This is a genomic window from Microvirga subterranea (genome assembly GCF_003350535.1).
Classification (GTDB): Bacteria; Pseudomonadota; Alphaproteobacteria; order Rhizobiales; family Beijerinckiaceae; genus Microvirga; species Microvirga subterranea.
This window is the reverse complement of sequence record NZ_QQBB01000015.1, coordinates 37,604-56,777: the sequence shown is the minus strand read 5'-3', so window position 1 is coordinate 56,777 and position 19,174 is coordinate 37,604. Positions and strand designations below refer to the sequence as shown.

Here is a 19,174-nt window from a genome sequence, read left to right as displayed (position 1 = left end):
TGGAGGGCTTCATCCAGACCGGCGAGCGCACCGTGCTGTCCTACCTCACCAAACCCCTCACAGACCACCTCGCAAAAGCCTTCCGCGAAGAATGATACGGCGCGCGCAGAACCATCGGCCGTCCTCGGGCGGAGACGGCCTTCGAAGGAACGTAGACATGCAAGGTCGCAGGGCCGACACCGGGATCCCGGATGCCGGAAGTGAGCCGGACACCGTCCAGGAGGACAGCATCGAGGAGCGGCTCGGCCGCATCACCGCCATGCTGACGGCTCACTGCCTCCTCACCGAGACGCTGATCCACGCCCTCTGCTTCGAGCAGGCAGAGATCAGCCGGACGAGGATCATCGGGATCCTCGACCTCGTCTACGAGGAGCTGCAGGGCGGCCTCGGGGACGACAGCGAAATCGTGAAGGCGTTCGGCGACCAGCGCGACAGCCTGAGGTCGCTGCTGATCGCGAGCGTCATCTGCTCGGCCTCCGGGATCAGCCCGGAGAGCACGGGCGGCTGAGGCGCCGCCCGTCCGCCCGCTCAGCTCGTCGTGCGGGAGCGTCGGACCCTGGCGCGGCCCATGGGGACGAGCTCGATATGGGCCGGGTTGGGCGCGTGGTCCATCATGGCCCCATTGGCGGCGTCGATGACGAGGCCGACGGAGCCGCCGGGCAGGATCGCGTTTCCGATCACCCCGGGTGCGGCCTTGTCGGTGAGCTTGGTCGTCACCGTCACCGTGCCGGGACGGTAGCCGCGCGCTGCCGCATGTGCGGTGAACTCGGTCCGCCGGTCCACCGTCACCGTGCAGGGGGATTGCGGACAATTGTGCCCGAGCGAGGTCCAGATCCGCGCCGTCGCGGGGGAGGCCGTGATGGTCACCGGCTCCTCGGTCCCGCGCGTCAACGTATTGCATGCGGACAGCGACAGAGCCGCCCCGACCGCACATCCCACAACCCTCATGTTCATGAATCGCCCCATCGGCTGTCGTGACACCGCCCCCTCGGGGGAGGTAGCGCCCACGGCCGCGTTTGCCAGGGTTCTTTTCCTCGGATGATCACGGCAGAGAAGGCCTGCGACGCACATCGGCCATGCGGCATCGGCTTCGCGCTTTGGTGGCGCGAAGGGCGGTGTTGCGGTCCTGGCTCGTCTCTGATTGAGAGGGAGGCGCGGGACACGTTCGGCCTTCGCGAGCCCTGAGGCGGCGCGCGCGAAGGGTTCGGGGGCGGGAGACCGCCCGGGCCGGGAAGGCAAACGCATCCCGCGCGCCGATCCGTGCTGAGAGCCCGGCCTCGCGCTCCGGGGCATGCGGCGGGACTCCACAGCTGTCCCCATGCCCGTTACGGCGCTTCGTCGCGCAGCCCCAGGGGCGTGTCAGGCCCCTGGTGCGGGCGAGGCTGGGAAGAGGAGGGCGGCGCCATGCCCGATCACGGCCGCCGGCCTCGTCTCCCGCTCAGGCTCCCGGGGGCTGAGGAGGCGTGCGAGACCTCCTGCCCCGGATCAGCCTCCGCTCCCGCAACCGACGCCTCGGGCGCGTCCCTGCAGAGCGGATGCGAACGATATAGCCAAGCTTGTCGTGACTGTCAAGAACAAAAGAGGAACATTGCCGCAGGCGCCGCTCTCGTGCTCCGGTGTCATGCCCGGCCGGAAGCGGCGCAGCCGCTCGAGGGGAGGGGGCCCCATGGGGGCGCGCTACGCAGGGGGGTGGATAACCTTGCCGCACTTCGCGCCGCCGGGGATGGCGGAGGCGCACGCAGGGGGCCGACGGCGGTTCGGGCTGCATCGGTCCCGCTTCATTCCAGGCCGTCTACTCGGCGATCGTGTGGCGCGCATCCGCCTCGTAGTCCTCGGCACGCGCCATCCTCATCTCCTTGGATTTGGTGCCGGGCATGATCTCGAAACGCGGGTCGAAGTCGACGAAGGTCGATGCGAGCTGCTTCAGGATGCTGGCGTCGCCTTCGACCGTTGCGGTTCCGTCCGCGATCTGCGCCTCGAGCGTCTTCTCCCCAGTCATGGTCCGCTCGAGGTCGGAGCGATCGATCGTGAGAGTCAGGTCCGGGTTCGCGGCGACGAAGCCCTTGATGTTCGTGAGCGTTGCGTTTTCCAGCTCGACTGCGAACTGCTCGCCGTTGTCGGGCGTGATCAGGTTCATCGTGAACCGAATGCCCTCGGCCTTGCGGCTGTCCATGCGGATGGCAAGGAAGTTGAGGAACAGCTCGGTCGACATGGCGCGGACCACGTCGGGACTGCTCGAGCTGGCGGTGGCTCCTTCCGGAATGCCCGTCCGCAGCTCATACGCCGCCGCAAGATAGCTGTTCCGGAGGCCGGGATTTTCCTGCTGGTACCCGAGCTGCTCGAAGATGTCGGCCAGGAGGTCCTTGGCGGTCTGGTTCTCCGGTTCGGCCTGCACGAGCTTGTTCACGATCTCCTGGGCCAGCATGTACTTGCCTTCGTCGTGCAATTGCCGGCCGCGGCCGATGATCTTCTCCCTGCCGCCCATCATCTCGACATAGAGTGGCGCGGAGTCGCTGGGCGACAGCGGAACGAGCGTTGTCGGGTTGCCGTCCCAGAAGCCGAGGTAGCGCTGCACGACGCCGCGGCTGTTGTGCTCAGGGGAGCCGTGGTAGCCCCGGCAGTACCACTTGGCCTGCAAGCTCTTCGGCACCTGGTACACGTTGTGGATCTCGTTGATCGTGACGCCCTGGTTGGCCAGATGAAGAACCTGGTTGTTCATATGGGCGTAGAGATCGCGCTGCGCGCGCAGAACTTCCTGGATCCGGTCGTTGCCCCAGCGCGGCCAATGGTGCGAAGCGAACATGACGTCCGCCTCGACGCCGAAGCGGTAGAGCGCCTCGCCGATGTACTTCGACCAGCGCAACGGGTCGCGCACCTGAGCGCCGCGCATCGTGTAGATGTTGTGCAGCGACGCGATGACGTTCTCGGCCATCCAGAGGGCCTTCATGTCGGGGATGTAGGTGTTCATCTCCCGCGGCGCCTCGGTGTTCGGCGTATTCTGGAAGACCATCCTGACGCCGTCGACCTCGAACTCCTCGATGTCCTTCTCCACATGGCGCGTCGGCGCGAACAGACCCGTCGCTCCGGACGAGACGGCCTGGCCGAGGCCTTGTCCGACATAGCCGTGCGGACTGGCGGGAAGCAGGAGTCCGTATTGGTAGAACAGGCGCCGGTTCATGGCGTTGCCGGCATAGACGTTCTCGGACACCGTAAAATCCATGAAGTCGACGGGAGCGATGATGGGAACCTTTCCGGACCTCACATCCGCCTCGTCGACAATGCCGCGTACGCCGCCCCAGTGGTCCCCATGGGTGTGGGAATAGATCACGGCCGAGACGGGAAGGCCCTCGCCGACATGCTCCTGGAACAGCTTCCAGGCCGCACGGACCGGTTCCGTGCTCACCAGCGGGTCGAAGACGATCCAGCCGCTCCTGCCCCTGACGAACGTGATGTCGGACAGGTCGAAGCCGCGGACCTGGTAGATGCCCGGGACGACCTCGTAGAGCCCGTAATTGTTGTTCAACTTGGAAATACGCAGCAGCGACGGATGAATGCTGTCGAAGTCCTCCTTCTCGTTCAGGAACTGAAACCGCTCCATGTCCCAAGCCACATGGCCGGCATCCGCCATGATCTTCATGTCAGTCATGCGAGCGATGAGGCCGCGCTTCTGCTCCTCGAAGTCTTTCGCGTCGCCGAACGGCAGCTTGCTCCGCGCCTCCTTGAGCACCTCCAGCGTGAACTTTGACGGCGTCTTGCCCTTGGGATGGAAGTGCCCGGCGAGAGGAGCGGATGCGGGCTGCGCCTGCGCGGGACTGTCGTCCAGGACCAGGCGGCCCGCGACCGCGAAGGCGGCACCTGCCGCCGGAAGGGATTTGATGATGTCTCGTCGGGTTGCCATCGATCTCTCCTCCTCGAGGATTTTGCTGGTGCCGATACGCGGCGCCGCCGGTTGAGGGATGCTGCGGCGACCTGCTCGCCGTGGCGCAACGAGCGGGCGGCGAGGTCCGGTTCGTGTCAGGTCTGGCGCTTCGATGCAGGGCCCAGGCCGATCCGGCCGACGCCGGCAGTCACGAGCATTACGCCGAGCGCGACGATTCAGCCCCACCTGACGCGCAGGGGCTCAGATTCCTGGTCCGCACGTTCCAGCAAAGACGTACCGAGCTTCGCAGTGTCCGAAATGGATCGATCCTCCGCGAAAACGGATCGCCCCGATACGCATGATCGACAACACCATGTTCCGCGCGGAATTGCTTGACCCGTTGAGACAATGACTTGACATCTCCAGACAGGGGCGGGGCACCTCGTCGTTCGTAGCGCCTCGGCGGGCGAAGCTTGCGGCAGAGGAACCGACCCGCGTCGCCTCCTTTTTCCTCGACGCGATGATATCGAACGGTTTTGCGAGCGACATCCGGCGATGCTGTCCGGAAATGTTCAGAGATTGTCCATCTCGATCAAGCGTCGCCCGGACTGATGTGGTTTGAATGGGACGTTCTCGAAGAGCAAGGAATGCGACGCATTCGTGCCTTTGAGGAGCCGCGTCGAGGACTGCCCTTCCCGCAGCGACGCGCCCCAACAGCGTCTCATGATGAGGACATCCGCTTCATCCCTCACTTAGGCGCGCTTCGCTTCTTTGCGGAAACCTGATGAGGAGGCTCTTATGAAAGCATTTCTGGGACTGATATCCGCGGCCGTCTTGCTGTTCGCGATTGGCGGAGAGGCCTGGGCGCAGTCGTCGCCCTCGAACAGGTCCTGCAAGCGGGGAGAGCAGATGAAGGCTGGTGTGTGCCAGCCGATCACGAGAGGCTCATCGAACCGCTAGGGCATCGGATCGATCCGGAAGGTGCACGTCCGCCTTCGGGTCCGATGCGTCAGGCCCCGCTGGGCCTGAGGGCGCGCCGGGCACGATGCCCGGCGGCTCGTTTCATCGACAGTGGGACTGAACCGCCGTGAACGGCGAGGCGAGGTCGCGCGGGCTCAGCGCTGGGCCGAGACGAGCAGGAACATCGGCCGCTCGACCTCCTCGGCGAGGGCGGGGTTCTCGGCGATCTGCGCGGGCGAAGGAGCGAACTCCTCCACGTGGAGGATCGTGAAGCCCGTGTCGATCAGCGTGTTCAGCGTCGTGCCGAGCATGCGGTGGTACTTGAGAACGCCTCTCGTGAACCAATCGGTCCGCCGCTCGCCCTCGATCGCGTAACGGTTCACCGGCCAGGTCGGGCGCCCGTCCTCGTCGGTGCCCCAGCGCGGGTGCGCGGCCGCCATGAGGATCGGGTGCTCGATGCTGAAGACGAGATCGCCACCGGGCGCGAGTGAGCGGTGAAGCGCCGTGACGAGGCGTCCAAAATCCGCCACGTAGTGGAATGCGAGGGAGCTGTAGGCGAGATCGAAGGCGTCCTCCGGCAGGACGAGCGCATCGAGATCCGCGATCCGGTAGGCGATCGCCGGATCGGCGGTGTCGGCCCGCGCACGGGCGAGCATGGTCTCGGAGAGGTCGAGGCCGAGCACCGACGCGGCGCCGTGCTCCCGCGCCCATCGGGCGAACCAGCCGAAGCCGCAGCCGAGATCGACGACGCGTCGGCCCGTCAGGTCGGGCAGCATGGCGCGGAGGGCTGGCCATTCCGGAGCCGAGTCCGGTCCGTGCACCTGCCGCGGCAGCCGGCTGTAGCCGGCGAAGAACTCAGGGTTGTCGTAGATGTTCTGGGCCATGGGCTTCTTCCTCGCGCCGGCCGAAAGCCGCGTCGCGCTCAGGCGCGGGCTGCGGCGCGCTTCGGGCGCTTGGCGGCGGACGCATTGAGGGCCGCGGCGGTGCGGACGAGCGCCGTCAGCGCCTCATCATCGATGGCCTCGCCCTCGCGGATGTCGATGGCGCGCCGCACGTTGCCCTCGAGGCTCGCATTGAACAGGCCTGACGGATCCTCCAGCGCGGCGCCCTTGGCGAAGGTCAGCTTCACGACGGCCTTGTAGGTCTCGCCGGTGCAGATGATGCCCGCATGCTCCCACACCGGAACCCCGCGCCACTTCACCGTCTCGACCACCTCGGGCACGGCCCGCCGGATGATGGCCCGCACCCGCGCGAGCGTCTCGCCGCGCCAGTCGCCCAGCTCCGCGATCCGCGCGTCGATGGCTCGGGCGGCGGAGACGTCTCCCTGCGCCTCCTCCGGGCCGCTCTTCTCCTTCGGCATGGCCGTGGCTTTCGTCATGATCGATTCTCCCATGCTGATAGGCTGACACCATAGCACCGATGCCGGTCGCGACACTCCGTGCCGTTCCCGAGGTGTCCCTGCAATGGTCGGGGGCGGCTCCGGGAGCGGTGTTCGGCCCAGGCGGGCGCAACGACTTCGGGTCTCGCCGGTTCATGAGGATTGAAGGAGGGGCACGACGCAGACCCGCCCTTGCGGCAGCGAAAAGATCCGCGGTGAACGTGGGATTTGGCCCAACCTTACGAACACTTCATCTATCCGTAAGGACACCTTCATGCGCCGGACCCCACCTGTATCACATCAGGGGTTTCCATCCCCGACGAGCCGATGGAGTACATAGCATGAAACGCACGCTTTCCAGCCAAGCCGACGGGACGCCGCAGCATCCCCGCAGGCTCGGCACGACGAGATCCGCACTTCTTGGCGCCGTTGCCCTGGCGGCCATTGCCGGCACGGCCGGCGGAGCGGTCATTCCTGCCTTCGCTCAGGCGCCGCAGACCGCGACGGCGCCCGTCGCCACCGTGCCGTCGTTCGCCGACGTGGTGGACCGGGTGAAGCCCGCCGTCGTCTCGGTGCGTGCGACGAGCGCGGACCAGGCCCCGCAGGCCAGCAGCCAGCGCGGCGGTTCGGGCTTCCCGAACTTCAACCTCCCCGACGATCATCCTTTCCAGGAGTTCTTCAAGCAGTTCCGCGGCCGCGGCGGCCCAGGCAACGACGACAATCCGCGCTCCGAGCGGCCCGGCCCGCGGCGGGGCGTGTCGCAGGGGTCCGGCTTCTTCATCTCGGCCGACGGCTATCTGGTGACCAACAATCACGTGATCGACAAGAGCTCCGAGGTCGAGGTGCTCATGGATGACGGCCGCACTCTCCCGGCCGAGGTCGTCGGCACCGACCCGAAGACCGACCTGGCCCTGCTCAAGGTCAAGGAAGGCGGCCCCTTCAAGTATGTGGAGCTCGCTCCCGACGCTCCGCGGGTCGGCGACTGGGTGCTCGCGGTCGGCAATCCGTTCGGCCTGGGCGGCACCGTCACGGCCGGCATCGTGTCGGCACGCGCCCGAGACATCGGGGCCGGTCCCTATGACGACTTCCTGCAGATCGACGCTCCCGTGAACCGCGGCAATTCTGGCGGCCCGACCTTCAACCAGCTCGGTCAGGTCGTGGGGGTGAACACCGCCATCGTGTCGCCGTCCGGCGGCAATGTCGGCATCGCCTTCGCGATCCCGTCGGAGACCGTCCAGAGCGTCGTCACCCAGCTCAAGGAGAAGGGCAGCGTCGAGCGCGGCTTCCTTGGGGTGCAGATCCAGCCGGTCACGAAGGACATCGCTGCGGGCGTCGGTCTCGACGAGCCCCAGGGCGCCATCGTGGCCCGTGTGGAGGACGACAGCCCCGCCGCAAAGGCCGGCGTCAAAACCGGCGACGTCGTCCTTTCGGTGAACGGCAAGGCAGTCCACGACGCGCGCGACCTGTCGCGCACCGTTGCCTCCCTGAATGCCGGATCGACGGCCACCCTGCAGGTATGGCGCGACGGCAAACGGCAGGACGTCTCCGTGACCATCGGCAAGATGCCCAGCACGTCGAATGCCTCTCTCGAGCGCGGGGAGGGCGCCGAAATGGGCAAGCTCGGCCTTGGCCTCGCACCCGCCTCCACCACGGGCGACGGCGACCAGAAGGGCGTCGCGGTCGTGAGCGTGGAACCCGGAAGCCCGGCCGCCGAAAAGGGCTTCAGAACCGGCGACGTCATCCTTGAGGTTGCGGGCAAGGCTGTGCAGACGCCCACCGACGTCCGGAACGCCATCGAAGCCTCCCGCAAGGACGGCAAGAAGAGCGTGCTGTTCCTGATCCAGGCGGAGCAGGGCACCCGCTTCGTCGCGCTGCAGATCCCCGCGGCGTAAGGGCCTGGTCGCGGGCCGGCGAGACCGGCCCACATTGCTTTCCGGACTGCACAAAAGAACAGCCCTGCCTGGACGAAGCAGGGCTGCTTTCAGTGGCCCGAGCTGGGCAGCAGCCCCCGGGCGTTCATCGTCGGTCAAGGAGGGCATCCTCGGAGATCGCCCGGAGCGCTGAGTCCCGCGGGGCGGGCTGCAGCATCAGATCACCTGTCGCGCGATCGTCCGGGCCAACGCGCAGAACACGAGCCCCGGCAGGACCGACCCGCGAGCGTTTCCGATGCGCTCCGGCCAGTCGCGACGCAGGTCATCGTTCCTCAGCGCCATGACGATCTCCATCCTATGCCTGCATCAACAACGCGCCGCTTGCGGATATGGTGCTGTCCGGATCCCGGCGAAGGTACCCTGGCGTACACACTATGACGGGAGCAGGTGCGCAACCGGCGAACGGCTCAACCCCGTCGCTGCTGGCTGGAGTGCAGCCGAGGCATGCGAGGGCGACCTGAGGCTTCAGCGCAGAGTGCCGCGCAGGCGCTTGAGCCAGCCGGCGAGGACCTGCTGCCGGCCCGGGCGCGCGAGCAGCACCGCACCCTCGGACGTCTTGCGGATGTGGAGCGTGCGGGTGTGAAACTCCTCAAGGCCCGGCCTGTGGCCGATGGAGAGCACCGATGCGCCGGCCAGTTCGTTCTCGAACAGCGAGAGCATCGAGGCTTGGTTCTCGTCGTCCAGGGCCGACGTGGCCTCATCCATGAAGACCCAGCGCGGCTTGTGCAGCAGAACGCGGGCGAACGCCACCCGCTGCTGCTGCCCGAGCGACAGCGACTGGTCCCAGCGCTTGTGCGTGTCGAGAGCGTCGAGGAAGTCGGCGAGGCCGCAACGCTCGAGCGCGGAGCGGACCTCTGTGTCCGTGAAGGTGCCGGGGCCTGCCGGGTAGCACAGGGACGAACGCAGGGTGCCCAGCGGCAGATAAGGCCTCTGCGGCAGGAACATCATCTGCTCCGATGGCGGAATCCGGATCACGCCGGAACCCCAGGGCCAGAGGCTGGCGATCGCCCGGAACAGGGTGCTCTTCCCCGAGCCGGACTCCCCGACGATGAGAACTCGCTCGCCCGTCTGGATTTCGGCGGTCGCGCCCTCGATGATGATGCTGCCGTCGCTGAGCGCGATCGAGAGGTTCTCGAAGCTCAGCCAGCCTTTCGGATGGGAGAGGACTTCGATGCGCCGGTTCTCCTCGATCACCTTATCGAGATCGATCGCGGCCTGCCGGAACGTCGCGACGCGCAGCATCGCCGAGCGCCAGTCGGCGATCTTCGGGAAATTGTCGACGAAATAGCGCAAAGCCGCCTGCACTTGGTTGAAGGCGCCGACCACCATCATCATTTCGCCGAAGCTCAGGCGGTCAGTGAAGTAGCCCGGCGCTGCGGCCAGGATCGGTACGACGATCGCAAGCCAGCCGTAGCCCGACGTGATCCAGGTGAGGCGCGCCAGCGCGCCCGAGAGCCTGCGCGTGGCGTGGAGCACCGCCTCCACCACGAGTTCGAGGCTGCGGCGCTCGTCCCGCTCGCCGGAATAGAGCGCAACGCTCTCGGCGCTTTCGTTCACGCGCACCAGCGCGAAGCGCAGATCCGCCTCGCGAGCATAGCGGATTGTGTTGAGGCGGATCAGGGGGCGCCCCACGAGCCAAGTCATGCCGGACCCGAGGCCCGCGTAGCCGATGGCGATCCAGACCATGTAGCCGGGGACGACAATCTCCTCGCCGCGGAACTCGAAGCTCGCGTAGGACGACAGGGTCCACAGGACGCCGATGAAGCTGATGAGCAGCATGAGGGACTGCAGCATGCCCACGCCGAGTTCGGTGGTGAACTCCGAGAAGAGGCGGCAATCCTCCTGCATGCGCTGGTCCGGTTGCGCGCCCGTCTTCCCGATGAGCCCGAGCTGATAGGCCCGGTTCGGCTTCAGCCACTCGTCGAGAAGAATGTGCGTGAGCCGTTCCCGCATGCGGATCTTGAGGCGCTCCTGCAGCCAGGTCTGCGCCACCACCATCACCAGCAGGAAGGAGACGATCTCGAGGAACACCACGAGCTGGCGCAGGAACGCGCTGGAATTGCGCCGTTCGACCGCATCGAAGAAGGCGCCGTTCCATTCGTTCAGGCGCACCTGCCCGACCATGTTGCCGACGAGAACGACTATGATCGCAACGGCCAAGATCATCATGGGCCACGCCTTGCCGCCGCGGACCATGTCGCGGAACAGACGATACAGCTCCCGGGCGACGTTCTCGCCCTGGCCCGCTTCCTCCGGTTCCGCGCTGCGCCGCTGCGGCGCGACCGTATCGACGGACGCGGGACGCGCCAGATCGGACTCCTTCTCCAGACCGATCGACGGCGCGGAGTTCGCGGTGCGCCGAGGCGCGACAGCAGTGGGATCCGTCATGGTCGTCTTCCGCTCACCCTGGTCCCACTCCCGGTGGTTCTCGAGGGATCAAGCGTGACGAACTGCGCGGGGTTCCTGACTCTGCAACCGGGTTTCACGACCGGGTGGTCGGATCCGCGTCGCAGCGAGCCGGAGCACACCCTGTCCGGACGCTTCCCGAGGAGCATGGCACCGACGGCTCCACCATTCCGCGCGCCGGCCATGGAACCGGGACGAGAGGGCGCCATTCATCCTGTGGCACCGCATGGCATCAGGAGGAACTTACCATGATCGACAGAGATCGGATCGGCGGCTTCCACCAGGGCGCGGACGACCTGGACGAGTACCTCCGCAACGAGTACCGGGCCGAGGAGGGGGCCTATATGGAGAGGCGCCCCGGCTATGCGGGCTACGGCGAGCCGGACCGCGAGCCAGCCTCCTGGGGCCCGCGCCTGCCTGGCGAGTACTACGACTCCTACGGTCGGGAGGCCTTCGCCGGCGCCGGCATGACGCTTCCCCGTGACGAGCCGCTATACCGCGACGAGAGCGGTTTCGAACGGCGGTATCGCGAGTCTCCCGCCGAGACGTGGCGATATCGGGAGCGGGGCGACCGCTATGCTGGCGACAGGGGCATGTCGTCTCCGGCGCGCCATCGCGACCGCCGCGACGACACCTGGCGCGACCACTGGCAGCAGGACCGTGAGGGCGGGCGCAGGCTCGCCCGGGCGGCCGAGCATTTTTACGAAAACCTCGCCGGAGCGGTCGGCCTGGAGCCGCACGAGGACCGGGAGCGCGGGCATCGCGGGCGCGGCCCCCGGAACTATCGCCGCTCCGACGAGCGGATCCTGGACGAGATCGGCCATCGCTTTACGGAGGACGGTTATCTCGACGCCTCGGACATCGAGATCGACGTCCGCGACCAGGAGGTGACCCTCTCGGGCTCGGTCAAGACGCGCTTTGAGAAGCGTCATGCCGAGGACATTGCGGAAGCGGTCTCGGGCGTGCGTCACGTCCAGAACAACCTGCGCATCAACGCGAGCGGGAGCCGTTCCACGGCAGCTTAGGGCCGCAGGGTCCCGCTGCCCGCGTCGAATGCGGAGGAGGCGAGGCGACCACCGTCGAGACGGAGCGAGGGCTCCGTCGGGGGACGGTGGTCCGGACGACGGATTGCCGCCGGGGGAGGGCACCTTTCTGGTCTGCAGCTTCTGGCTCGCCGAGAACTATTCCCTCCAGGGGCGGCACGACGAGGCGCGGGACCTGTTCGAGCGTCTCCTGGCACTGCGCAACGACGTCGGCCTCCTGGCCGAGGAATACGACCCGGCCGCCAGGACGTTCCTGGGAAACTTCCCGCAGGCGCTGCCCCACCTCGCCCTGGTCAACACGGCGCACAGGCTATCCTGCGAGCCCCGGTCGAGCCGCGCAAGCCTCAATCCCTAGCGGCACATCATCGCGATGGCTCATGGGAGCGCGGCGATCAAAGCGCCGCACCGACAGGCGGCCGGCGCCGGAGCCTCCCCACGTGACGAGCGGATGTCGTCCCGGCCGTGCCGCCCGTTCTCCTCCTTGCGGAAAGGGCCGAGGGCGGGGGCGAAAAGCCGGAGCGCTGCGTCCGTTCGGAAGGCGCAAGGCGTCCGCCATCACACCTCTCCCTGGCGGGAGAGGTCGCGCGCAGCGACGGTGAGGGGTTGCATCCCCTGACGTTTCGCGCGGGAAGCGCTGCCCCAGCCCTCTCCCCCTTGTGGGGGAGAGTTGGAGAGGGGGTGTGAGCGCCAGCCTATGACGGTCCGGTGCCGGCACCCCCACCCTTGATCCCTCCCCACAAGGGGGAGGGAAAGGGCGCCATGTTCTGTTGGACCTGTAACCCCTCGCCCGGCCCTGCGGTCCGACCTCTCCCGCCGGGAGAGGTGGACGCCCGGCCCGCTTTGCTCCGCCCGAGGCCCCATGCTAAGCCTGACCGCAGAGCCGGACGCATCCGGCTCCGGGGCGTGAGAACCCCACGCAAAGCGGTCTGTGTCGACCGTAACGACGCCTTCCTCGCCTTACGGCCGGGGAGGCGGTGACGCATGTCCAGGGCGAAAGCCTAAAGGTCATCGCGGCCGACTTTGCGCGGCTTCTCAACTCCCCGACCACCAGGGCTCCTGGTGGTCGTTCGCGCAACGGGGAGTTTTTGCAAGATGGAGCAGCCCTACAGCATCGCGGCCGACTGGCTGTCGAAATTTCACACCTGGCCCGAATTCATCCAGGCCCTCTGGCTCGTCGCCGTGCCGGTGACGGTGCTGGGCGTCACGTGGCTCGTGATGCGAGGCCTGCGCGACATCGCCGCCGTGCTGCGCGGGCGAGGGGAGGCGACGCTCTACGGCGTCCCGAGCGACTGGCGCGCCCCGGCACTGATGGATCGCGGCGGCAGGCTGCTTGTGGCGGACGGCGAGACGCCGGTGCCGCCGCTCCCCGCTCCTGCCGCACCATCCCCGTCATTCCGGGGCACCCCACCCGTCATTCCGGGACGGTCGGAAGGCCGGGCCCAGAACCCATAAACTCACGGGCGAGAAGCACGTGAAGCGTACCAATTCATTGTAACTAGAGACGCTGAGATATCGTCTACAAATGGCTGTTTGTTCATTCACCCTCGACTCTTGAAACCATTAAATTAAATGCTTCTTCGATTGCCTTAAGTGAGTCTGGATCAACTACGACTCCTCCATCTTCTGCTACGGCAGCCTGTTCCTCTAGCTCTGAGCGTTGCTCATTTTCTTTTACAAGAGCTTCCCAGGCTTTTCTAAACTCAATATAGAGAGACGGGAGAACATCTGTGGTCGAAGGGTCTCTCACACCGGAGAGAATTGGCCTCTCAATTCCTTCTTGGTTGATGAATGCCTGCAAAAAATCCCATACCGGTAGAGAATCGGCTCGGTTTAACAGACGCTCCCGTGACCGGACCTCCCCTGGTGAGGAATTTCTGTCAGCCTCAATAGAAAGCAGAGGATAGGGTCGACCTTTGATCACACCCTTCATGGACTCTCGTCCATGATACGAAAAGTTGAACGGTAAAGTGTCCTGCTGGCTTACATTGGACAGCAAATAGGCTAGCTCAACCGTAATTGCGAAGCGCTCATGGCTTGAGTACCGAGAGACTCTAAAGCCTGTGTCAATGCTTTTGCCTAGGAAATCAAAGCGGCTCGGGTTTTCGTCAGCCTCAAGCTCTAGTGACTCGTCAGGTTGATCGCCCTGTGGTGCATGAGCGCCAGATACGGGTACTGTAACGTTTGGAGCTGGAAATGTTGCTATCCATGCGGCTCCTTTGACGTCTAAATGGCCGCCCAAAGCTTCCAGTTTCTCACCATAAGACTTCAATGTTCTAAGGAATGCTATTACACAAACGCTTAGATGTCGCAAATCTTGCAGGCGCGTACAAAAGATGATCTCGTCGCCTAGTGTCTTCCATACTCTTGGCTCAGGCATATCGCGACCAAGACTGGCGCCTATCAACTGCGTTTCAAATGTGTGTCGCAGCGTCTCTGGAAAATCTCTATAAAATAGGCGGGTTTGTTCTACCCATTTAGGAAAGGGCGAGCGCGGATCGGGCGAATTGCCTTCGCCGTCCTTGTAAGCTGTCGACCCCACCAGATCGACAGAGAGGAAGAGGCGGACACGGTACTCAGGACAGGTGGGCACTTCTTAGATCAACTCAGCAGACCCGAGTGTTTCAAGTCTAACCTCAGCAGCACGAGCGCTTACGCCAAAGAAATTTGCAACACTTTTGAGGCTACCTCGTGTTGCAAGTGCCTGCTGGAAGGCAGTTGCTGGCATCAGAAAAGCCGCAGCAAACCAGTTCGCCTCCCACTCGGCCCGCTTCTGGTTAGGATCGTTCTCGTCCACCCACCGCGTGGCAACCATCCCTGCTCCTTCGTCAATCCTCTTAATTAACGGGAAGTGTAGAAGGAGATGCCCCAACTCATGTGCAATGGTAAACCGGTTGCGCTCAGCAGAAGTCATGCTGGATACGAAGATTTGGAACGTGCCATCCGGCGCAACCCGAATTGATTCGGGTACTTCGTCATCAGCGAAAGTAGGACTACGAAGATTAATGTGGCCGCGGAGCTTAGCAACTAAGGGTTCAATTGGATCCCCCGGGCGAAAGCCCAATCTCTCTGCAGATTTTTCTGCAAAGTCGTGCACCTGTCGCTTCGTCAGGTTTGCAGGGATGGGGCGGAGCAAAGCCAAAATGCACCTCTTGGCGACTTAGCTAGCTAACGCCTAGCCTTACGATATCGTCCATGAGAACATATCATGAATTCACAGAAATTCAAGTGAGCATAGAAACAATATAACAGAAATCCGCCTCACATGGTGAAGCGGATTTCCGACGTTAAGCGAGCTCTTATAGCTTAAACCGTGTAGCTCAATTTACGAACACCCCGTCGTGCTGCCGCACGTGTCGCACTTCAGGCACGTCCCGTTCCGCACCAGCGTGAAGTTCGCGCATTCGGGGCAGGCTTCGCCGACATAGCCCTTCATCTTGGCCTCGGCGCGCTTGTCCGCGATGGACGGGCTGGCGGCCGGGGCCGTGAAGGCGAGCTTGGACATTTCGGCTTCGCCGACCTTCTGCTCCTGCGGCTCTTCCTTGAGCGCCGTGGCGCCCATGGTCAGGCCGGTGGTGCCGGTGCGCTGGCCGCCGCCCTGTCCGCCGTTGGCCGCTCCGCCCGGGATGAGCATCAGCCGATCGGAATTGCCGCGCACGAAGCCGCGGGACACGACCGCGGTGGCGGGGGCGGGCTCCGGCGCCTTCGACTGGGCTTCGCCCTGGCCGATGGTGGTGGGGCCGAGCTCGGACGGGTCCACATGGGCGAGGTCGTTGCGGCTGAGATAGGAGACCGCAAGCTCGCGGAACACGTAGTCGAGGATCGACGTGGCGCTCTTGATGCGCTCGTTGCCCTGGACGAAGCCGGCCGGCTCGAAGCGCGTGAAGGTGAAGGCCTCCACGTATTCCTCCAGCGGCACGCCGTATTGCAGGCCGAGCGAGATCGCGATGGCGAAGTTGTTCATCATCGCCCGGAAGGCCGCGCCCTCCTTGTGCATGTCGATGAAAATCTCGCCGAGGCGCCCGTCGTCGTACTCGCCGGTGCGGAGATACACCTTGTGGCCGCCGACGACCGCCTTCTGGGTGTAACCCTTGCGCCGGTCGGGCATCTTCTCGCGCTCGCGGATGGCGACGACGCGCTCGACGATCTTCTCGACGATCTTCTCCGACAGGTTCGCGGCCTTCGCGGCGGCGGGGAGGGCGGTCAGCGCCTCCACGGCGTCCTCCGCCTCGTCCTCCTCGTCGGCGATGAGCGCCGAGTTCAGGGGCTGCGAGAGCTTGGAGCCGTCGCGGTAGAGGGCATTGGCCTTGAGCGCCAGCTTCCACGACAGCATGTAGGCGTTCTTGCAGTCCTCGACGGTGGCGTCGTTGGGCATGTTGATGGTCTTGGAGATCGCGCCCGAGATGAAGGGCTGCGCCGCCGCCATCATGCGGATGTGGCTCTCGACCGAGAGATAGCGCTTGCCGATCTTGCCGCACGGATTGGCGCAATCGAACACCGCGTAGTGCTCGACTTTAAGGAAGGGAGCGCCCTCCAGGGTCATCGCGCCGCAGATGTGGATGTTGGCGGCCTCGATGTCGGCCTTCGAGAAGCCCAGGAACTGGAGCAGGTCGAAGGACGGGTCGCTGAGCTTCTCGGCCGGCAACTTGAGGGTGCTGGTGAGGAAGTCCTCGCCCACGGTCCACTTGTTGAAGACGAACTTGATGTCGAAGGCGCTCTTCAGGCCCTTCTCGATCGCCTCGATCTTCTCGTCCGTGAAGCCCTTCGCGCGCAGGGTCACCGGGTTGATGCCGGGGGCTTGGCGCATGGAGCCGTGGCCGACCGCATAGGCCTCGATCTCGGCGATCTCGGATTCGCGGTAGCCCAGCGCACGCAGCGCGTCGGGCACGGCCCGGTTGATGATCTTGAAGTAGCCCCCGCCCGCGAGCTTCTTGAACTTCACCAGGGCGAAGTCGGGCTCGATGCCGGTGGTGTCGCAATCCATCACGAGGCCGATCGTGCCGGTGGGCGCGATCACGGTGGCCTGCGCGTTGCGGTAGCCGTGCTGCTCGCCGAGCTCCAGGGCCCGGTCCCAGGCCTGCTTGGCATGGGCGATCAGATTCTGGTCGGGGCAGGAGGCGTGGTCGAGGGCGACCGGGTTGACCGACAGGCCCTCATAACCGTCGCTGAGCCCGTGGGCGGCGCGGCGGTGGTTGCGGATCACGCGCAGCATGTGCTTCGCGTTGGCCTTGTAGTTCGGGAAGGCGCCGAGCTCGGCGGCCATCTCGGCGGAGGTCGCGTAGGACACGCCGGTCATGATCGCGGTGAGCGCGCCGCCCAGCGAGCGGCCTTCCGCGGAGTCATAAGGAAGGCCCATGGTCATCAGCAGGCCGCCGATATTGGCGTAGCCGAGGCCGAGCGTGCGGTACTCGTAGGAGAGCTGCGCGATCTCCTTCGAGGGGAACTGCGCCATCAGCACCGAGATCTCGAGCACCACCGTCCAGAGGCGGCAGGCATGCTCGTAGGACTCGACGTCGAAGCGCTTGGTCTCGCGGTCGTAGAACTGCAGCAGGTTCGCGGAGGCGAGGTTGCAGGCCGTGTCGTCCAGGAACATGTATTCCGAGCAGGGGTTCGACGCCCGGATGCGGCCACCGGCGGGGCTGGTGTGCCAGTCGTTCATGGTGGTGTTGAAGTGCAGGCCGGGATCGGCCGAGGCCCAGGCCGCGTGGCCGATCTGCTCCCACAGGTCGCGGGCCTTCACGGTCTTGAGCACCTTGCCGTCCTTGCGGGCGGTGAGGTTCCAGGTGCCGTCGTTCTCGACCGCACGGAGGAAGTCGTCGGTGATCGAGACGGAGTTGTTGGAGTTCTGGCCCGACACCGTCAGGTAGGCTTCCGAATCCCAGTCCGTGTCGTAGATCGGGAAGTCGATGTCGGTGTAGCCCTGGCGCGCGAACTGGATGACGCGCTTGATGTAGTTGTCCGGGATCATGACCCGGCGGGCCATCTTGATCTCCTTCTTCAACGCCGGGTTCTTCTCCGGGTCGAAGCAGGCGTCACCTTCCGCCTCGCAGTTCACGCAGGCCTTCATGATGGCCTTGAGGTGCTTGTTGGCGAGCTTGGAGCCGGTCACGAGGGCGGCGACCTTCTGCTCCTCCTTCACCTTCCAGTCGATGTAGGATTCGATGTCCGGGTGATCGACGTCGACCACCACCATCTTGGCGGCGCGGCGGGTGGTGCCGCCCGACTTGATCGCGCCCGCGGCCCGGTCGCCGATCTTGAGGAAGCTCATCAGGCCCGAGGAGCGGCCGCCGCCGGAGAGCTTCTCGCCCTCGGAGCGCAGCTTCGAGAAGTTGGAGCCGGTGCCGGAGCCGTACTTGAACAGGCGCGCCTCGCGGACCCACAGGTCCATGATCCCGCCCTCGTTCACCAGGTCGTCCTCGACGCTCTGGATGAAGCAGGCATGCGGCTGCGGGTGCTCGTAGGCCGATTTGGACTTGGTGAGCTTGCCGGTCTTGTGGTCCACGTAGAAGTGGCCCTGGCTCGGGCCGTCGATGCCGTAGGCCCAGTGCAGGCCGGTGTTGAACCATTGCGGGGAGTTGGGCGCCACCATCTGGTTGGCGAGCATGAAGCGCAGCTCGTCGAAGAAGGCCTGCGCGTCCTCCTCGGACGAGAAGTAGCCGCCCTTCCAGCCCCAATAGGTCCAGCAGCCGGCGAGCCGGTCGAAGACCTGCTTGGAAGACATCTCGGAGCCGTAGTGCTGGTCCTCGGGCAGGCCGGCGAGAGTGGCCTCGTCGGGCACTGAGCGCCACAGCCAGGAGGGAACGTCGTTCTCCTCGACCTTCTTGAGGCGCGCGGGCACGCCCGCCTTGCGGAAATACTTCTGGGCCAGCACGTCGGAGGCCACCTGGCTCCAGGTCTCCGGCACCTCGATGTTCTCGAGCTTGAAGACGATGGAGCCGTCCGGATTGCGAATCTCGCTCGTGGCGAGCCGGAACGCGAGAGAGGAGTAGGGCGACTGGCCCGATTTCGTATAACGCCGCTCGATCCGCATAGGTCACACCTCAACATGTGGGGACGGACGTCCCCGTGGCCACGATGATCTCGTGACGCCCCCAGCCCATTTTTTTGATACTGCGGCACCCCGTTGATGGAGCGCCTTACGCAAGCCCTCGACCGCGTCGATCCCAAGCATCACTGTTCGCGCGACAAAAGCTTGCCACGTGGTTCCTGACGCTCCTGAGCCCTTCGGGGGATCCCTTACCGGTCCTTTTCGGACCGGCCGCCGCGTTGATCGGCACCCCGGCAAGCTAGTCGGGCGATGTGCCCTGCGTCAAGAACTGAAACAAGAACTTGTGTTGAGCGTCCAGGTTCCACCTATATATAGTGGGTAAGTGTTAAGAATGTGGAAAAGTGGCTAAGCCTCGGAGACTCCTTCGAGAATCCGATTAGGAATATTCGCAGGGCCAAGCTTGGCCGGCTAAGGTCGGGCCTCCGGAGCCCCCAAACGGGCCCAAAATTTTTTGCCGGGACACAATCGGCGGAGTCGGACTTGACGCTGCGTCAGATCGTGATCTCGCCGGACCTTTTGGCGGAAATCCGGGAAAAACGGCCGCTCGGCCCG

The 19,174-nt window shown here is 65.1% G+C and carries 13 protein-coding genes and 1 pseudogene; 5 read left to right on the top strand and 9 right to left on the bottom strand.

The features are described from left to right. Positions 1 to 157 precede the first annotated feature (157 nt). On the top strand, positions 158 to 508 hold the full coding sequence (locus DES45_RS22780) for a hypothetical protein (protein ID WP_114772940.1): 351 nt from the start codon (positions 158 to 160) through the stop codon (positions 506 to 508). A 20-nt stretch (positions 509 to 528) separates the two neighbouring features. On the opposite strand, the gene DES45_RS22775 is transcribed toward DES45_RS22780, so the two are convergent. The 4 genes from DES45_RS22775 to DES45_RS22760 all read right to left on the bottom strand — a co-directional run bounded on the left by DES45_RS22775 (position 529) and on the right by DES45_RS22760 (position 6,197). Continuing rightward, positions 529 to 954, bottom strand: a complete 426-nt coding sequence (locus DES45_RS22775) for a translation initiation factor 2 (RefSeq protein ID WP_147282484.1) — start codon at positions 952 to 954, stop codon at positions 529 to 531. Between the two features lie 838 nt (positions 955 to 1,792). Beyond that, positions 1,793 to 3,898 (bottom strand): alkyl/aryl-sulfatase, encoded by a 2,106-nt coding sequence (locus DES45_RS22770; protein ID WP_114772936.1) that lies wholly within the window; start codon positions 3,896 to 3,898, stop codon positions 1,793 to 1,795. Between the two features lie 1,076 nt (positions 3,899 to 4,974). Next, complete coding sequence (locus DES45_RS22765; protein ID WP_114772934.1) at positions 4,975 to 5,703, bottom strand: class I SAM-dependent methyltransferase; 729 nt, start codon at positions 5,701 to 5,703, stop codon at positions 4,975 to 4,977. Positions 5,704 to 5,741: 38 nt separating this feature from the next. Next, complete coding sequence (locus DES45_RS22760) at positions 5,742 to 6,197, bottom strand: DUF1801 domain-containing protein (protein ID WP_114772932.1); 456 nt, start codon at positions 6,195 to 6,197, stop codon at positions 5,742 to 5,744. A gap of 341 nt (positions 6,198 to 6,538) precedes the next feature. On the opposite strand from DES45_RS22760, the gene DES45_RS22755 reads away from it, so the two are divergent. After that, positions 6,539 to 8,089, top strand: coding sequence for a Do family serine endopeptidase (locus DES45_RS22755; RefSeq protein WP_114772930.1), 1,551 nt, complete (start codon positions 6,539 to 6,541; stop codon positions 8,087 to 8,089). 195 nt (positions 8,090 to 8,284) lie between these two features. Here DES45_RS22755 and DES45_RS26175 read toward each other — a convergent pair whose 3' ends face one another. Both DES45_RS26175 and DES45_RS22750 read right to left on the bottom strand, forming a co-directional pair. Further along, entirely contained in the window at positions 8,285 to 8,410 is a 126-nt protein-coding gene (locus DES45_RS26175; RefSeq protein ID WP_281024111.1) for a hypothetical protein, read from the bottom strand. Between the two features lie 183 nt (positions 8,411 to 8,593). Continuing rightward, a complete protein-coding gene (locus DES45_RS22750; RefSeq protein ID WP_114772928.1) occupies positions 8,594 to 10,516 on the bottom strand; it encodes an ABC transporter ATP-binding protein/permease in 1,923 nt (640 codons plus the stop codon). A 266-nt stretch (positions 10,517 to 10,782) separates the two neighbouring features. On the opposite strand from DES45_RS22750, the gene DES45_RS22745 reads away from it, so the two are divergent. From DES45_RS22745 to DES45_RS22735, 3 genes and pseudogenes are all read left to right on the top strand, one after another. Next, positions 10,783 to 11,559, top strand: a complete 777-nt coding sequence (locus DES45_RS22745) for a BON domain-containing protein (RefSeq protein WP_210210263.1) — start codon at positions 10,783 to 10,785, stop codon at positions 11,557 to 11,559. Positions 11,560 to 11,653: 94 nt separating this feature from the next. Continuing rightward, positions 11,654 to 11,932, top strand: a pseudogene (locus DES45_RS22740) (glycoside hydrolase family 15 protein); the annotation flags it as partial. 737 nt (positions 11,933 to 12,669) lie between these two features. Then, the gene (locus tag DES45_RS22735) at positions 12,670 to 13,029 is read left to right on the top strand and encodes a hypothetical protein (protein WP_114772926.1); all 360 of its coding nucleotides are present in this window, start codon (positions 12,670 to 12,672) and stop codon (positions 13,027 to 13,029) included. 82 nt (positions 13,030 to 13,111) lie between these two features. On the opposite strand, the gene DES45_RS24885 is transcribed toward DES45_RS22735, so the two are convergent. The 3 genes from DES45_RS24885 to DES45_RS22725 all read right to left on the bottom strand — a co-directional run bounded on the left by DES45_RS24885 (position 13,112) and on the right by DES45_RS22725 (position 18,604). Then, positions 13,112 to 14,167 (bottom strand): hypothetical protein, encoded by a 1,056-nt coding sequence (locus DES45_RS24885; protein WP_147282483.1) that lies wholly within the window; start codon positions 14,165 to 14,167, stop codon positions 13,112 to 13,114. Between the two features lie 3 nt (positions 14,168 to 14,170). Then, positions 14,171 to 14,671, bottom strand: coding sequence for an ImmA/IrrE family metallo-endopeptidase (locus DES45_RS25910; protein ID WP_147282482.1), 501 nt, complete (start codon positions 14,669 to 14,671; stop codon positions 14,171 to 14,173). A 228-nt stretch (positions 14,672 to 14,899) separates the two neighbouring features. After that, the gene (locus DES45_RS22725) at positions 14,900 to 18,604 is read right to left on the bottom strand and encodes a vitamin B12-dependent ribonucleotide reductase (protein ID WP_114772922.1); all 3,705 of its coding nucleotides are present in this window, start codon (positions 18,602 to 18,604) and stop codon (positions 14,900 to 14,902) included. Positions 18,605 to 19,174: the final 570 nt, after the last annotated feature.

Bases quoted from the DNA above. Each gene is read 5' to 3' on its own strand.
- DES45_RS22780 (WP_114772940.1), top strand. From the start codon at position 158: ATGCAAGGTCGCAGGGCCGACACCGGGATCCCGGATGCCGGAAGTGAG.
- DES45_RS22775 (WP_147282484.1), bottom strand. From the start codon at position 954: ATGAACATGAGGGTTGTGGGATGTGCGGTCGGGGCGGCTCTGTCGCTG.
- DES45_RS22770 (WP_114772936.1), bottom strand. From the start codon at position 3,898: ATGGCAACCCGACGAGACATCATCAAATCCCTTCCGGCGGCAGGTGCC.
- DES45_RS22765 (WP_114772934.1), bottom strand. From the start codon at position 5,703: ATGGCCCAGAACATCTACGACAACCCTGAGTTCTTCGCCGGCTACAGC.
- DES45_RS22760 (WP_114772932.1), bottom strand. From the start codon at position 6,197: ATGACGAAAGCCACGGCCATGCCGAAGGAGAAGAGCGGCCCGGAGGAG.
- DES45_RS22755 (WP_114772930.1), top strand. From the start codon at position 6,539: ATGAAACGCACGCTTTCCAGCCAAGCCGACGGGACGCCGCAGCATCCC.
- DES45_RS26175 (WP_281024111.1), bottom strand. From the start codon at position 8,410: ATGGCGCTGAGGAACGATGACCTGCGTCGCGACTGGCCGGAGCGCATC.
- DES45_RS22750 (WP_114772928.1), bottom strand. From the start codon at position 10,516: ATGACGGATCCCACTGCTGTCGCGCCTCGGCGCACCGCGAACTCCGCG.
- DES45_RS22745 (WP_210210263.1), top strand. From the start codon at position 10,783: ATGATCGACAGAGATCGGATCGGCGGCTTCCACCAGGGCGCGGACGAC.
- DES45_RS22735 (WP_114772926.1), top strand. From the start codon at position 12,670: ATGGAGCAGCCCTACAGCATCGCGGCCGACTGGCTGTCGAAATTTCAC.
- DES45_RS22725 (WP_114772922.1), bottom strand. From the start codon at position 18,604: ATGCGGATCGAGCGGCGTTATACGAAATCGGGCCAGTCGCCCTACTCC.